Genomic DNA, 14,996 nt, shown 5'->3' on the forward strand with positions numbered 1-14,996 from the left:
TTCTTATATCCTGAGGGGTATTTAGGCGTTATATGTATCTTGATATCTTGATCTTATACGATTGATGCCGTCTATATTTTCAAATAGCAGGTCTACGATTTCAGGGTCGAAATGTTTGCCGCGCTCCTGATTGAAGAGTTCATACACTTTTTCCAATGGCCAGGATTTTTTATAGCAACGATCACTGGCTAACGCGTCATAGACATCTGCAACTGCGGTTATACGTGCTTCGATTGAGATATTTTGGCCTTGTAACCCCTCTGGATAGCCTGAACCATCCCATTTTTCGTGATGCTCTTTTGAAATGGTTGCGCCGACTTTAAGAATTTCGCGTTCGGTATCATTCAGCATATTATATCCGATGGTCGTATGAGTTTGCATTGTGGCCCATTCGATTTCATCTAGCTTTCCAGGTTTATTCAGAACGGCGTCAGGTATGCCTATTTTACCGAGATCATGCAATGGTGAAGCATGTTTTAGAATTTCGGCATCACGTTGTGACATGCCTAATTTTAAAGCGAGCAAGCGCGACATTTCGGCAACGCGCTTCACATGATTACCGGTTTCTTTTGATCTAGTTTCTACGGCTTCTCCCAGTCGATAGACAACTTCTCTCTGGGTATCCATAATTTCTTCTCGAAGGGATAGATTTTCAAAAGCAACGAGGACATTTTGGGTGAAAAGTTCTAACAAGTGTTTCTGTAAATTATCTTTGATATGTATACCTTTTAGATAAATCGCCTTTAACTGGCCGTCATTGCCTCTTGAGGCTGCCAGAAAATCGCCCTCAGAATAAAAACAACCTTCTCCTAAGTTTTTCATCACGCCTCTAAAGTGGCTAGGCAGAGCTTCACTAATGTTTTCGCCAACAAGTGTCTGCAGGTCGCCTGTGCCTGCAACTACCTTAATGAACCCGTCCTCTTCATGAGCCGCAGCGCTGGCTATATCGTTAAGTATGGCACCATCTTGTGCATACATGATGGAAGATATTTGTTGCAGAACACCACTTGCAAATTCGTCAATATATTGACGTTCAAAAATATTCTTGGATGAGTTAATAACTTTCTCTAGGCCTTTGGTTGTATGTTCCAAAGCCAGTATATCTCTATAGGCACGTAAACAAGAATAAAGAAGCGTATAGAGTTTACGGGAAGTTAATTCGGTTTTCTCTTTATAATCGTTGATATCATAATTTTTGATGATTTCCTCTTCCGGCGCCTGTCCAGGTTGCCCGGTTCTTAAAACAATACGTGTCTTAGTATTCTCAAGATCTTCACGGATATATTTGGCAACTTCCAGACCAGCATGATCTGTTTCCATGACAACATCTAACAGGATTAAAGCAATATCGTCATGATCTTCCATGATCTCTTTGGTTTCTGTGCCGGAATAGGCGTGAATAAGATCTAGTTTTGATCCTTCAAAACTGAAATTCTCCAAGGCCATCGTGGTTATTCTGTGTACATCTGCATCATCATCCACGACTAGGACTTTCCATAGATTTTCAGAACATTCTGCTGAGTTTAAAGATGTATCTTCTAGTTCATCTTCCGGGGCAAAAACTAAGGTATCATTCATTATATATTACTCCCTTGATCCAAAATGCTCTGATCTATTTGTTGTTGAGTCTTTTTGTCGGTTGTTATGTTTTGAGGTATAGTAATCAGGAATTGTGTTCCCTTTTCAGGTTGGCTGATACACTTAATTCTTCCTTTCAATTTTTGAGTAACCAGATTGTAGACAATATTCATACCAAGGCCGCTGCCACCTTGGCCTCGACGTGTGGTGAAGAAAGGGTCAAAAATTCGATTGACCGTGGCGTTATTCATTCCCTTACCATTGTCATTATACAAGAAGTGAATGAAGCCATCATTTGCTTCTGCATGAATAGTGACTTGCCCTTCTTCATTCTCTGGAAAGCCATGGATGACACTATTCATTACAAGATTTGTAATAATTTGTGCGATAGACCCGGGGTCGGTTGTGATACTGAGATCATCTTTCATATCTGTATCTATGGTTATATTCGTTCGCTTCAGCTTCGGCGTCAGGTTGAGAAGGACTTCTTCGATATATTCGCGAAGATATAGTTTTCTGATATCTTCTGAAGACTGATCAACGGCGACTTTCTTGAAGCTACCAATGAGCTTTGCCGCACGACTTAAGTTACTAAGGACCATCTTGCAGTTTTCTTCGGCATTCTCAAAGAATGTATCTAGATCAGATTTCTTCAATGCACCTGCATCAAGTTTTGATTTTACTTCACCCAGTTTTTCCTCAAAAAGGGATGCTGCTGTGACGCTAATTCCAATTGGTGTATTGACCTCATGGGCGATGCCGCTGACTAACCCACCTAGGGACGCCATTTTTTCAGCCTCAATCAGTTCATTTTGCGTAGCCTGAATAGATTGTAAAGCATTGCCAAGTTCGTGATTGGACTTACGTAATTCTTTTGTTCTTTCTGTGACTTCTTTTTCAAGATTTTCATTGAGGGCTTTAATTTTAAACTCTGTTTCTTTCCGGGCCGTAATATCTTCATAGGTACCTAGAAGTCCAACGCATATGTTATGTGCATCAAATAAGGGAATTTTGTTTGTTTTGATCCATTTTTCGTTATTTTGATCATCCAAAAATGTCTCTTCCATATTCAATTTTGCCTCACCGCTTTCAATAACTTCTTTATCTTGACTTACGAAAATTTCGGCTTGCGGTGCATCGAACATATCATGGTCTGATTGTCCTTCTAATTCGTGCGCATTTTTAAGGTGACGATCTTCGATATAACTTTTGTTGCCGCCTTGATAGATACTGTTCACATCTTTCCAAAAGACACGAATTGGAATGGTATCAAGCACATTCTGTAAAAGATAACTTGTGGTTTGGAAGTCGGACTGGCTGGCTTGCAATTGTGCGGTGAGCTCTATTTTGTTTTTATTTAGCCCGTCTAATTCGTTCTGTTCTGATGTGACGTCACGATAGGTAGTTACAAACCCGTATTCCATAGGTTGCCCGGCAATTTCCAGATAGATACCGTTCGGTCTTTGTCTTACAAATTTGTGAGGTTCAAACTGGCGAGCTTTCTCTAATATCGTCTCAACGATTTCTTCAGGGTCTGCATCACCATATTCACCGCGCTCTACATTATAGCGCACCATAGCTTCAAATTTGGTTCCGGGTTCACCGAGTGATAATGGAAATTCAAGTAGTTGCAAAAATTTGCTATTGCAGATCTTCAATCTTAAATCTCTATCGAATACAGAAATACCATGTGGCAGGCATTCAACAGACACACGCATAATCTCATTCAGTTCTTTACCATGTTCTTGAAGTTGCGTGATGATACGTTTGGTGTGAGTTGCATCTTGATAGGTTGCAATGAAACCACCTCCCTTAATCGGGGCGCAATTCACGATGATTGTCTGTCCGTTCGGGCGTACCCTTTCAACTGAAAAGGGTTTGCCTGAAGTCATCATCTTTAATCTATCTTCTACGACGGCTTTGGCATGATCTTTTGGGCCATATTCACCACGTTCCGCATTATATTCATGGAAAACACGTAATGCTGTTCCCTGGACGGAAAATTCTTTTGGATAGTTAAGGGTTTCTAAAAATGCGTCATTGCAAACGATTAGTTTCTGGTCCGCATCAAAAATAGATATCCCAAAGTTAATCAGATTAATGATTTCATATATTTTTGGGCTTAGAAGTTGCTTTGCTTCTATATTCATAGGGGGCTGCTGCCTTCCATTTCTAAAAAGACACCACTTACCCAATAGTGGAATATTAGCTTAGTTGAATGGAAAGTTCAATATTACGGCCTTGATCTTGCCGCATTCTATTATTAGATAAGCGGTTATGAATTACGTCTGCAAATATTTGCGCCGAGGGGCGGCAATTGTGATGCTAAGCCTTGTGGTATTGGCAGGATTTTCTGCATCTATGAATATTTTGCTTAGTCATGATGTGACGCCGGATATGGAGTTATCCAATCATGATGGTGATCATCAGCATGATTTCGACCCACATGATATGCATTCACATAAACATATTCATAACGCGGCGGATCATTCCCATGAAACGCCGGTGACTGCGCAACGCAAACCAATTGAGGTTATGCAAAACGTTGCCAAGGTCACATTTTCTATTCCACCAATTCCTGTTTCCAATTTGTTTTATAGTCTGGATCGCCCGCCCGCTATTTCCTGATTTTTCTTAATAAATCAGTTAACAAATATATTGGAAAAATTATGAAACATTCACAATTTGTGGATGGATTGCCTGCTTTATGGAAGCAGGGATCTATCCTATTCTTTGTGTTGTTGGCGAGTTTACTTGTCAGCAGCATTGAGCCTGCCTTTGCCCATGCAGTGGCGCAAGGCGATAAAGGTTATATTCAAGAAATTTCCGGCCCAAATATCATCCCGTTTTTATATTTAGGGGCGAAACATATGGTTACTGGCTATGACCATATTCTCTTTTTATTCGGGGTGATCTTCTTCCTCTATCGGATGCAGCATATTGCCATTTATGTAAGCCTCTTTGCCATTGGTCATTCGACAACCATGTTGCTTGGGGTGTATTTCGACTTTGGTATTAATAGTTATATCATTGATGCGATTATCGGCTTGTCAGTGGTTTATAAGGCGCTTGATAATTTAGGTGCCTTTAAACGTTGGTTGGGTTTTCAGCCAAATACAAAAGCGGCCACGTTGATATTCGGTTTCTGTCATGGTTTTGGTTTGTCGACCAAGATTATCGAATATGACATTTCATCAGATGGCCTTTTACCAAATCTATTAGCCTTCAATATAGGGGTAGAACTTGGTCAGTTGACAGCGCTTGCCTGTATTTTGATTTTGATGGGTTTTTGGCGTCGGTCCAGCAGTTTCCTAAAGCATGCTTATCACGTCAATGTTGTCATGATGTCGGCGGGTTTTCTGCTGATTGGTTATCAACTCTCTGGTTATATTCTATCTGCCTAAGGTATTCGAAAAATGTATAATGAAAATATTCCAACCCGTGCGGAGTTGCCGACATCTGCACAGCTTATCAAATCCACTGTTATCGCTGTTTGTGCAGCGATCCTATTATTATTTACCGTTGTATTACCGTCTGAATATGGCATTGATCATACAGGGGTCGGCCGCATTTTGGGTTTAACCAAAATGGGTGAAATCAAAGAGCAATTGGCTGAAGAAGCAGCCGCTGATCAGGCCAAGGCAGAAACATTAGCTATCCAAGAGGTGAAAGAAGCATCTGCATTGCAAGAACAGTCGATTGCTAGGCCAGAAAAAGAGACCTTGGTTATAGAAGAAACGCTTCCTGAAGTTCGTATTAATGAGCCTGTGATAGAGGAGCCGATCAAACCTGTTATTCGAGATAAGTTTGAAATTACCTTGGCCCCAGGTGTTGGAACTGAGGTGAAGTTAGTTATGCCAAAGAAAGGTATGGTGGCCTATTATGAATGGACATCAAATGGGGCAAAACTAAATTATGACACCCATGGAGATGGTGGCGGTAACAACATTTCCTATGAAAAAGGTCGCGGTGTGCCTGAAGATGCAGGTGAGCTGGTTTCCGCTTTTGCAGGCAATCACGGTTGGTTTTGGCGAAATCGCACGGATAAGGATGTTACGCTGACGTTAAGAACTTGGGGGGAGTATGAAAAGCTGGTGCATATAAAGTAACATAGTTGAAGAACCATCCAGTGATGAATAATCCTGGATGGTTTCTTTTAAAGGTCTAGGTATAACTGGATAGCGATTAGCAACAGTATAATACCCGAAATAATTCGGAAAACTTGATATCGACGTTGGGTGATAAACCGGGTTCTTAGGAGTGAGGCCGCAGTTGAATATCCAAGCAATGATGTGATGGAAAGCACGCAATAGGTTCCTGTGAGGATAATAGATTGAGTGAAAAGGGCTTCTTGCGGTTTAATAACTTGCGGGAAGAGAGCGATAAAAAACAGGATCGCCTTCGGGTTGGTGACGGCCAATATATAAGCTTCTGAAAAAAGCAATTTCCCCCTTATGCCGGCTTCAATTTGCGTATCGGTGACAATTTTCTCTGTTTTGAAAATGAGTTTTAGACCGAGCCATGCAAGATATCCAATCCCGATATATTGAAACAAAATCCATAATGTATCTGACGTCATGATGATGGTTGCCACACCACTTGCGCAAATCACACCTGATGTGAAGAGACCAAGAGCATTCCCTGAAATAGTGGGGATGGTTTTGATAAGGCCTAACTGCATGGCCCGTCTGATTGTATTTAAAATTGCGGGGCCCGGCGTGACAATATTTGCAATCGAAATCAGGGTGAAAGACAACCATACTTCCCAAACCATCTTTATATCCTTTTAACTGTTGGATGTTGAGGTGGCTTATAAAATAAAAGGGATTATTCAAGTTGTCTTTGTTGTATCAAAGGTAAATTATCATTATGATTTTCTATATTAAAATATATATGGAGAATTTTATTTGATATGAAAAAATCGATAGATGAAATTGATCGTAGAATTCTTTTAACGCTGAGTGAGGATGCCCGAAAAAGTTGGCGAGAGCTGGGGGAAGAACTTGGTGTCTCTGCCCCCACCATTCGGGATCGCGTTGCTAGATTGCAGGATCTAGATATCTTAAAAGGCTTCACGATTGATATGGGTGCGGAAGCTTTAGGATATGAGTTGCAAGCCATTGTGCGGTTTAAACCTTTTCCGGGAAAGGTAAAACAGTTGGAACAGCAAATTCAGGCCGAGAAGCGGGTCATTCAATGTGACAAGATCACGGGGGATGATGCTTTTGTTGCGCGTATTCTGCTGCGATCCATTTCTGAGTTGGATAATTTGCTAGATGCATTTACAGACAAAGCATCGACCCATACATCAATTGTTAAATCTAGTCCTGTTACATTACGAAAACCGCCGATTTAGATAGCCAATACTAAAATAAGACTGGCTATCTAGATATGTTTTAGGCATTCATTTGTTTGGATAGATAAGAATCTCGTTTCTTTAAAAATACCGTTAGCAAATCATTGTAATTATCTGCAACCGCTTGCTTGACAGAGGCGCGATTGGAGAGGTTCTGACGCCATTTTTGAAGCTTCGGCTTATCGGATAATATTCCAAAATCTTGAACTTGATCAAAAACATCGAAATAGCGAAATATTGGACCGAAGGTCGCGTCCACAAGGGAGAAATTATTGCCCTTGAAAAAGGTATCCTCCCCCAATTCCTCTTCAAGTCGTTCAAATTTTTCTTTGAGGGATAAACGTTTCTTTTCGAAAGTTTCACTGTCCCTTGCAGAATAAAATCCGGCAATTTCGTTGAGGATGGAAGATCCATATTCAATCCAGCCCCTATGTTGGGCGCGCTCAATTGGGTTTTGAGGGTGCAATGGGTTTGATTGAGTATCTTCCAGATATTCTAAAATCACGGCGGATTCAAAAATAGGTTGATCTTGATCTGTCAGGACCGGGGTTTTTCCAAGTGGTGATATCTCCAAGAACCAATCCGGTTTATTCGCAAGATCAATATTCGTGCGTTTGAATGGTATCTTTTTCTCATAAAGTGAAATCACTGCACGCTGTACATAAGGACATAGCGTATGGCTCATAAGATGTAAGGACATAATGTTTCTCCAATTTAGATGCATATGCATGTATATTTGGAGATTTAAGCTTGAAAGTCAATGCAAATGCATCTAAATTTTGCGTATGATATATCCTACAGAACAAACCATTATTGCGTGGATCCATATGGCACGAAGCTACACCCGTGTTTTATTGGCCATTGAAAAAGACCTAAAAGCAGCCGGATTTCCGGCGCTGGATTGGTATGATATTTTACTTGAATTGGAAAAGGCTGGGGAAGAAGGTTTGCGGCCGTTTGAGTTACAAGAGAAATTATTATTACCCCAATATGGCGTGTCGCGATTAGTGTCACGCATTGAAAAGGAAGGCTACGTAGAGCGTGTTTCATGCACAGAAGATGGGCGTGGGCAATCTCTAAAAATCACATCTTTAGGTAAAGATTTAAGGGAAAAAATGTGGGCAATTTATGGGCCTAGCCTTGAAAAGAATCTTGGGGCGAAAATCTCTGAAGATCAAGTAAAGATGATTGCGGATATTTTGAGAAAAATCTGAATAATTTTAATGGGATAGTTGTGCAACCAGAAGCGTAATTTGATCTTCATCAATGATAATGAGGCCGAATATACCTATTCAGAATTCAGCTAAAACTGAATGAGGTATATATATTATCATGGCATCAAAATCTTTCGCCAATCGTCGTGACGGGGGTATCCGCGTGACGGTTTGTAAACCTGTGCTAATTATCGATGGTCGAAATTACGAAGTCACAAATTTTAGTCGTACGGGATTTGAAGCGGTATTACCCGATCAATTTAATCATATTGGAGCGACAGGTAATGGCGAACTACATTTTGAAACAACAGGTGCCTATAATATTCAGGATGTGGCTTTCAAAGTTGTCCGTCAAACACCTAAAGGCCGTGTTGGGGCAACTTACGAGCCAAGCAACAGCCGATCGACTTTGAAAGACATATAAGGTCCAATATCATATCTATTATTTCGCATTGATATCTATTGTCTCCCCGGCAATAGATTGTGCTGCGTCTTTGATGGATTGTGCGATTTTTTCAATACCTTCTGGATTTCCCATTGCACGAAGAACGTTAAGACCACCGATCAAAGTTGATAATGTCGCCCATGCCCTTTCTTCTTTTTTTACACCTGCAAGCCCTTGGGTAAAAATAGAGACGATCTTTATCATTTTTGCTGCATAGAGTTCATGTAGCGTAGATGAAGATTTAATCACCTCTGGTGTGAGAGACGCCATAGCACAACCACATTCCAAATTTGATCGATGTGCTAAGCCTAAATAATAATCACAAAAGGCTTCTATCCAACAATCGCCAGACTCTTTTTGAAACTGTTGAATGCCGCTTACAACTTCATTTAAGCCCATCATCAAAATTTCTTCAAAGGCTGCATTTTTTGATCCAAGATGTGCATAGAAGGCGCCGGATGTAACACCCGCGGCTTTCGCAATACCATCCACGCCAATACCTGCATATCCATTTTTTCGAAAACTTCGACTAGCTGCGTCTAACATTTTAAGGCGCGTTTGTTCTTTCTTGCTTAGATTTTCAGCCATTTCTACTCCAAAATATAACGATCACTATTTTTTATATTGACAGATTGGTTTTGGCGACAATATTAATATAACGATCGTTATATTTTAATTCAAAACTACGTCATAAGGAAGAAGAAATGCAAAAAGAGAAGGAAGAATTTTCTGTTAACAGTGGCTTAACACGAAGAAAGATATTGTCTGTTGGTGCCAAAGTGGCGGCGACGGCGATGACAGCAACCATCATGCCATCCACAGGTGGAATGGCTCAGGAAAACCAAGCAAAGGAGCCTCACATGAAAACCAAAGCATTCGTATATACTGAAGTGCAAATCAGCGTGCCTTTTGATCAAGCACCATGGCGCAAGATTAATCAGGCCATTAAGCAACAACCTGGTTTTATAAGTAAAACCTGGCTTGCTGGTCTAAACAATAATTCTCTCGGTGGTATATACGCATTTGATAGCATTGAAAATGCAAAGAAATTTGTTACTGGTTATTTTCCAACGGAAGCAGGCGGATTTGGGGCAGCGCATAATACAAGGATTTTTGATGCTACCTTGGTTGAAGAGGCTAGCAGAGATATGGGATCACCGCATTTTGGTATTGCGCCCTATAAAAAACCCGGCGCCTTTGTGTATACGGAGGTACAAGTGAATCTTCCTTTTGAACAAGCACCATGGCAGGATCGAAATCCAATCCTTAAAAATCAACCGGGGCTTTTGGCAAAGACATGGTTAACGGGCCTGCATACCAATACAATTGGTGGGATTGATGCCTTTGATACGGTGGAAAATGCAAAGCAATTTGCGATAAATACATTTCCCAAAACAGCGGAAAAAATGAATGCCGCATTCTATACCCGCATTTTTGATGCGAGTTTAACGGAAGAAGCAAGTAAGGATATGTATTCTCCTTTCTATCTTTAGAACTGAACTAGACGACACAAATAAACCCGCCGATTTAAAGGCGGGTTTATGTTGATCTGGAATGTCCGATTTATCTTATTAATCAGCAGCTTGTGCCGTTTGTGCATTATTGAATACATCTTCCAAACGATCACCGTCTGTTAGTAAATATTCAAATGCTGCCAAAGATGCTTTGGAACCTTCGCCCATGGCAATGACAATCTGTTTATAAGGTACGGTTGTCACATCGCCACATGCATAGATGCCGCTAGCAGACGTCTGGCATTTTTCATCGATAACGATTTCACCAAATTTAGTGCGTTCAACCACATCACCCAAGAAGTCACTATTTGGCACCAGACCGATTTGAACAAAGACACCATCCAAATTCAAAGATGTTTTTTCTTCCGTGGCACGATCGGTATAATCAATCGCGCTTACTTTGCCATTGGTTGCCTGAATTTCATTGGTGGCAACATTTTTCAAAATAGTAATATTGTCACGCTCTTCAGCCTTATCAACCAAGACTTTATCTGCCTTTAATTCAGGCATGAATTCAAAGACGGTCACGGATTTCACGATACCCGCTAAATCAAGGGCTGCTTCGATACCGGAGTTACCACCCCCGATCACCGCCACATCTTTGCCTTTAAAGAAGGGGCCATCGCAATGCGGGCAGTAAGCTACACCGTTACCAATGTTTTCTTTTTCGCCCGGCACGCCTAATTCACGCCATTTTGCACCCGTGGCGACGATCAAGGTTTTCGTATTGATCACTTCACCGGATGACAAGGTGACTGCTTTGATGTCGCCTTGTGTGACAGAAGCAACTTTCAAATGCTCTTTCAAGGTAACATCATATTCGTTCATATGAGCCATCAATGCGCCGGATAATTCAGGACCCGTGGTTTTCTTCACAGAAATCAGGTTCTCAATATCCATAGTGTCTTTCACCTGACCACCAACGCGATCCGCGATCAAGGTTACTTTCAAACCTTTACGTGCGGAATAAATCGCTGCACTTACACCAGCTGGACCACCACCGATCACTGTGACATCTTGTAATGGCAAAGCCTCACCGCTTGATGCTTGTGTCATGGATGGGGCGCGTTCCATCAATTTTTCAATCAATACAGCCGCATCCACTTTACCATTGGCGAATAACTCACCGTTTAAATAGACGCTTGGAACACCTTGAATATCGCGCTCTTTGATGATGTCTTGGAAGGGACCACCATCAATCATTTCGTTACTGATATTCGGGTTCAACAAGGCAAACTGGTTCAATGCCTGAACAACGTCAGGACAGTTATGACAGCTTAAGCTGATAAATGTTTCAAATTTCAATTCTTCTGTGATATTGGCGACCATCTTCTGTAGGCCTTCTTCCAATTTCAACGGAGTGCCAGAAGCTTGTAATATTGCTAAGATAAGGGAGTTAAACTCATGTCCACCAGGCACACCGGAGAAACGGATGCCTGTATCTTCGCCATCAGCTTCTAGTAAAAAACTGATCGGGCTACGCAACGCATCATGGTCGCGTTCTTCCAGTTTCAGATTATCGCTAACAGAAGCAATATCGGATAGGAACTTTACCAATTCTGCGCGTTTTTCATGTTCCCCTGTATGTAATACGAAGGTAACTGTCTTTTGCATATTTTCTGTATAAGCTTTTATGGATTGCAAAATTGCATCAGTTAACATGGTTAATACTCCTAATAAAAATATGGTCTTTTGAGGAAATCCGGGGCCTTGAAGCGTTTATTTCAAGGCCCGCACAGATTTCTTGTCAGATCTTAGATCTTGCCAACAAGATCCAAGGAAGGTGCTAATGTTTCTTCACCTTCTTTCCAAGCTGCTGGGCAAACTTCACCTGGGTGAGCCGCAACATATTGTGCTGCTTTCACTTTACGAAGTAGGTCAGAAGCGTCACGGCCAATGCCTTCAGCTGTGATTTCCATTGCTTGGATGATGCCGTCTGGGTCAACTACGAATGTTGCACGATCAGCAAGACCAACACCTGGACGCATTACGTCGAAGTTGTTTGTGATGTTGCCGTTCGCATCACCCAACATTGTGTATTTGATTTTGCCGATTGTGTCAGACGCGTCGTGCCAAGCTTTATGTGTGAAATGTGTGTCTGTAGAAACAGAATAGATTTCAACACCCATTTTTTGGAACTCGTCGTAATGATCAGCAAGATCACCCAATTCTGTAGGACATACAAATGTGAAGTCAGCTGGGTAGAAGAAGAACACGGACCATTTACCTTTAAGATCGTCGGAAGAAACTTCAACGAACTCACCGTCTTTGAAAGCAGTTGTTTGGAAAGGTTTAATTTCTGTGTTGATCAGTGCCATGATGGCCTCCTTGGAATAAAAAATGTGGTTTGTCGTTAAGACAATTGGAATATAGAAATTCACCTCTGATAAGTAAAATTGATTATTTTGATATTTGTAATCTAAAAAATTGAATGTATATTATAGTAAAGAAAATGGGCGCTTTGCCGATGTTTTAGGATAGATAAAATGATTACGACCAAACAGTTGACGTATGCTTTGGCAGTTGAAAAGACACTGCATTTTAAAAAAGCAGCTGAAGCCTGTCATATTAGTCAATCCGCGTTAAGTACGGCATTGAATGAACTTGAAAAGCAATTGGGGTTCACCATTTTTGAACGGGATAACAAGAAGGTTCTGTTGACCCCTATTGGTAAAGAAGTTCTAGATCGTGCACGGGTAATTATTCAGGAAATTAATGATCTGCAAAGCTTGGCAGATGGCGGTGACCCGCTTAATTTCCCAATGACGATCGGTATTATCCCGACCATTGCGCCCTATATGTTGCCACGTATTTTACCAGATATTAATGCGAAATATCCCAAATCTGAAATTACGGTGGTGGAAGAACAATCCCATGTTTTAGTGGATATGGTCCGAAATGGAGAATTGGACACAGCTGTCTTGGCGATGCCATATCCTTGTGACGGTTTAATGGTCATGGATTTCTGGGAAGAGGATTTCTATTGGATTGCCACCAAAGGGGCTGCCCATACCGATCAGCAAGAAATCACCAGTGATGAGCTACTTGAGAGCAATTTAATGCTTCTAAAAGAAGGGCATTGTTTGAAAGATCATATCTTACAAGCGTGTAAATTCCCGGAACCACCTGGTAATCACGGTTTTAGCGCCACAAGTTTGCATACTTTAATTCAGATGGTACGCGGTGAGATGGGGACCACACTTATTCCTGAGATGGCGTTGAACCAGTTAATCTCGCAAGATGATAATCTAACCACGGTGCATCTAGATGAACCTAGTCCACATCGAAAAATTTCATTTATTATGAGACCAAATTACACACGGATGCGCTGCATTGAAGCGCTGATAGAGTTAAGCAAGTTAGCGTTATCCCATTAAGTTGAATTTTTTGCTTTTTGGATTTCAGGCAGCGTTGAATATAGACGATATTGATTGCGACCGGCATTCTTTGCTTCATACATAGCTTGATCCGCATAATCGATCAGTTTTTCCAAATCATCTGTATCGTTTGGAAGTGTTGCTATGCCTAAGCTTGCACCCATGATGAATTCTTTACCTTGAAGGTTGAAGGGGGTAGTTAAAGAATCCAGCACCTTGTTAGCGATAATAACGACATCTTCAGGATTTTGCAGATTTTCAACAATTGCAACAAATTCATCGCCTCCAATGCGGGCAATGGTATCCGCACCGCGCATCACATGTTTGAAACGATTAGCAACTTCGATAAGGGCCGCATCCCCTGCATCATGTCCCATGGTATCGTTGATAGGTTTGAAATTATCCAGATCGATAAATATAATTCCCATTGGTTTTTGGGAACGTTGGTATCTTGCTTTGGCTTGGACAAGGTTTTCTTCAAATAAAGCCCGGTTTGGCAGGCCGGTTAATCTATCATGATAAGCGATATAAGTAAGGCGCTCTTGTTCTTTCTTGCGTTCAGAAATATCACGCATGATACCTGTGAAGCTTTGGCGTCCATGTCGATCAGTAACACGTGCAATTGACAATTCTAGTGGGAAGACTTCGCCATCTTTGCGTTCGCCGGAAAATTCCCGCAATTGATTGAACATAGTGGATTGGCCGGTTAACAGGTATTTAGCCATATAATCCGAATGTTGTGATTTATAGGGTTCAGGCATAAATATGGTGACATTTTTTCCTACGGCTTCGGTTTTTTGATAGCCGAACATATTTTCGCAACCGCCGTTGATGTCTTGAATGATGCCGTATTCATCAATAATGACGATGGCTTCGTTTACCGTTTGCAAGATACTGCGAATGCGTTCTTCCCTGGATCGGGCAGCTTGGGAAGCCGCAACAAATTCGGTGATATCCTGACATTCGACCATATATAAATCGGCACTTTCATGCGGTATGGATGTGACCATCATTTTCACATCTAACATCATGCCCCCCATTTCCATCATCTTTAAGGGGATGCCATCGGATTCTTCGGCAAATGCATCGATGCCCAACATAAGGATGTCGGCGAACTGATCTTCTACAAAATCAGCGAGTGGTCGGTTCACTACGTTACTGGGGTTTTCAAAGCCAAACACTCGATAGGCCTGTGCGTTCACATAGAGTATGGTTGTTTTATCACACACAAAGATAGGATTCTGGACACGCTTAAGGATGTCGGACGCACCGCGCCCGATCAGATTCTCAATAACCAGATCCTCGGAATTCTTCCGTGTGGAAATATTCATTAAACAACAATCCTGCTTTTTCTAAAGCAGCGATTCTCCCCGCCCTTACAGCCCCAAGACCGCATGTATTCGAAAAGACTTTTATACCTAAATGATTCAATTTTCTAGTCCTTTTGAAAAAAAGATTAAAATTTTATTCAATTCTCTTATAAGTAGATATTAAAATTTCACTTTCACCATA

At 41.2% G+C, this 14,996-nt stretch carries 16 protein-coding genes; 8 read left to right on the forward strand and 8 right to left on the reverse strand.

Annotated elements, in window-relative coordinates; all coding sequences use genetic code 11:
* Positions 1-21 precede the first annotated feature (21 nt).
* Both ACOQOA_RS10365 and ACOQOA_RS10370 read right to left on the reverse strand, forming a co-directional pair.
* A complete protein-coding gene (locus ACOQOA_RS10365; RefSeq protein WP_420548561.1) occupies positions 22-1,578 on the reverse strand; it encodes a DUF3369 domain-containing protein in 1,557 nt (518 codons plus the stop codon).
* Positions 1,578-3,728, reverse strand: a complete 2,151-nt coding sequence (locus ACOQOA_RS10370) for a PAS-domain containing protein (protein WP_420548562.1) — start codon at positions 3,726-3,728, stop codon at positions 1,578-1,580. Before ACOQOA_RS10370 ends, ACOQOA_RS10365 begins: the two co-directional genes overlap by 1 nt.
* Positions 3,729-3,855: 127 nt before the next feature.
* On the opposite strand from ACOQOA_RS10370, the gene ACOQOA_RS10375 reads away from it, so the two are divergent.
* From ACOQOA_RS10375 to ACOQOA_RS10385, 3 genes are read left to right on the forward strand one after another with little or no spacing between them, the layout of a single operon-like run.
* Positions 3,856-4,206 (forward strand): hypothetical protein, encoded by a 351-nt coding sequence (locus ACOQOA_RS10375; RefSeq protein ID WP_420548563.1) that lies wholly within the window; start codon positions 3,856-3,858, stop codon positions 4,204-4,206.
* Between the two features lie 41 nt (positions 4,207-4,247).
* Complete coding sequence (locus ACOQOA_RS10380) at positions 4,248-4,982, forward strand: HupE/UreJ family protein (protein ID WP_420548564.1); 735 nt, start codon at positions 4,248-4,250, stop codon at positions 4,980-4,982.
* Positions 4,983-4,994: 12 nt separating this feature from the next.
* Complete coding sequence (locus tag ACOQOA_RS10385; protein ID WP_420548565.1) at positions 4,995-5,687, forward strand: transmembrane anchor protein; 693 nt, start codon at positions 4,995-4,997, stop codon at positions 5,685-5,687.
* A gap of 47 nt (positions 5,688-5,734) precedes the next feature.
* Here ACOQOA_RS10385 and ACOQOA_RS10390 read toward each other — a convergent pair whose 3' ends face one another.
* Complete coding sequence (locus ACOQOA_RS10390; protein ID WP_420548566.1) at positions 5,735-6,352, reverse strand: LysE family translocator; 618 nt, start codon at positions 6,350-6,352, stop codon at positions 5,735-5,737.
* A gap of 138 nt (positions 6,353-6,490) precedes the next feature.
* Here ACOQOA_RS10390 and ACOQOA_RS10395 point away from each other — a divergent pair, with 138 nt between their 5' ends.
* Positions 6,491-6,934: an Lrp/AsnC family transcriptional regulator gene (locus ACOQOA_RS10395; RefSeq protein ID WP_420548567.1), complete on the forward strand. Its 444-nt coding sequence runs from the start codon at positions 6,491-6,493 to the stop codon at positions 6,932-6,934.
* Positions 6,935-6,974: 40 nt separating this feature from the next.
* Here ACOQOA_RS10395 and ACOQOA_RS10400 read toward each other — a convergent pair whose 3' ends face one another.
* Entirely contained in the window at positions 6,975-7,634 is a 660-nt protein-coding gene (locus ACOQOA_RS10400; RefSeq protein WP_420548568.1) for a glutathione S-transferase family protein, read from the reverse strand.
* Between the two features lie 127 nt (positions 7,635-7,761).
* Here ACOQOA_RS10400 and ACOQOA_RS10405 point away from each other — a divergent pair, with 127 nt between their 5' ends.
* Both ACOQOA_RS10405 and ACOQOA_RS10410 read left to right on the forward strand, forming a co-directional pair.
* Positions 7,762-8,148: a MarR family winged helix-turn-helix transcriptional regulator gene (locus tag ACOQOA_RS10405; protein WP_420548569.1), complete on the forward strand. Its 387-nt coding sequence runs from the start codon at positions 7,762-7,764 to the stop codon at positions 8,146-8,148.
* 118 nt (positions 8,149-8,266) lie between these two features.
* Positions 8,267-8,572 carry a hypothetical protein gene (locus ACOQOA_RS10410; protein ID WP_420548570.1) on the forward strand — a complete coding sequence of 102 codons (306 nt, stop codon included), beginning with the start codon at positions 8,267-8,269 and terminating at the stop codon, positions 8,570-8,572.
* Positions 8,573-8,590: 18 nt separating this feature from the next.
* On the opposite strand, the gene ACOQOA_RS10415 is transcribed toward ACOQOA_RS10410, so the two are convergent.
* Positions 8,591-9,181 (reverse strand): TetR/AcrR family transcriptional regulator, encoded by a 591-nt coding sequence (locus ACOQOA_RS10415; protein ID WP_420548571.1) that lies wholly within the window; start codon positions 9,179-9,181, stop codon positions 8,591-8,593.
* A 116-nt stretch (positions 9,182-9,297) separates the two neighbouring features.
* Here ACOQOA_RS10415 and ACOQOA_RS10420 point away from each other — a divergent pair, with 116 nt between their 5' ends.
* Positions 9,298-10,086 (forward strand): YdhR family protein, encoded by a 789-nt coding sequence (locus ACOQOA_RS10420; protein ID WP_420548572.1) that lies wholly within the window; start codon positions 9,298-9,300, stop codon positions 10,084-10,086.
* A 78-nt stretch (positions 10,087-10,164) separates the two neighbouring features.
* Here ACOQOA_RS10420 and ahpF read toward each other — a convergent pair whose 3' ends face one another.
* Both ahpF and ahpC read right to left on the reverse strand, forming a co-directional pair.
* Entirely contained in the window at positions 10,165-11,769 is a 1,605-nt protein-coding gene (gene ahpF / locus ACOQOA_RS10425; protein WP_420548573.1) for an alkyl hydroperoxide reductase subunit F, read from the reverse strand.
* Positions 11,770-11,861: 92 nt separating this feature from the next.
* Positions 11,862-12,425, reverse strand: a complete 564-nt coding sequence (ahpC, locus tag ACOQOA_RS10430) for an alkyl hydroperoxide reductase subunit C (RefSeq protein ID WP_155155232.1) — start codon at positions 12,423-12,425, stop codon at positions 11,862-11,864.
* Between the two features lie 168 nt (positions 12,426-12,593).
* Here ahpC and ACOQOA_RS10435 point away from each other — a divergent pair, with 168 nt between their 5' ends.
* On the forward strand, positions 12,594-13,484 hold the full coding sequence (locus ACOQOA_RS10435) for a hydrogen peroxide-inducible genes activator (RefSeq protein WP_420548574.1): 891 nt from the start codon (positions 12,594-12,596) through the stop codon (positions 13,482-13,484).
* On the opposite strand, the gene ACOQOA_RS10440 is transcribed toward ACOQOA_RS10435, so the two are convergent.
* Positions 13,481-14,815 carry a diguanylate cyclase domain-containing protein gene (locus tag ACOQOA_RS10440; RefSeq protein WP_420548575.1) on the reverse strand — a complete coding sequence of 445 codons (1,335 nt, stop codon included), beginning with the start codon at positions 14,813-14,815 and terminating at the stop codon, positions 13,481-13,483. The two genes, ACOQOA_RS10435 and ACOQOA_RS10440, sit on opposite strands and share 4 nt — an antisense overlap.
* Positions 14,816-14,996 lie beyond the last annotated feature (181 nt).

It is taken from the genome of Curvivirga sp. (assembly GCF_965219885.1).
Taxonomy (GTDB): domain Bacteria; phylum Pseudomonadota; class Alphaproteobacteria; order UBA8366; family Aestuariispiraceae; genus Curvivirga.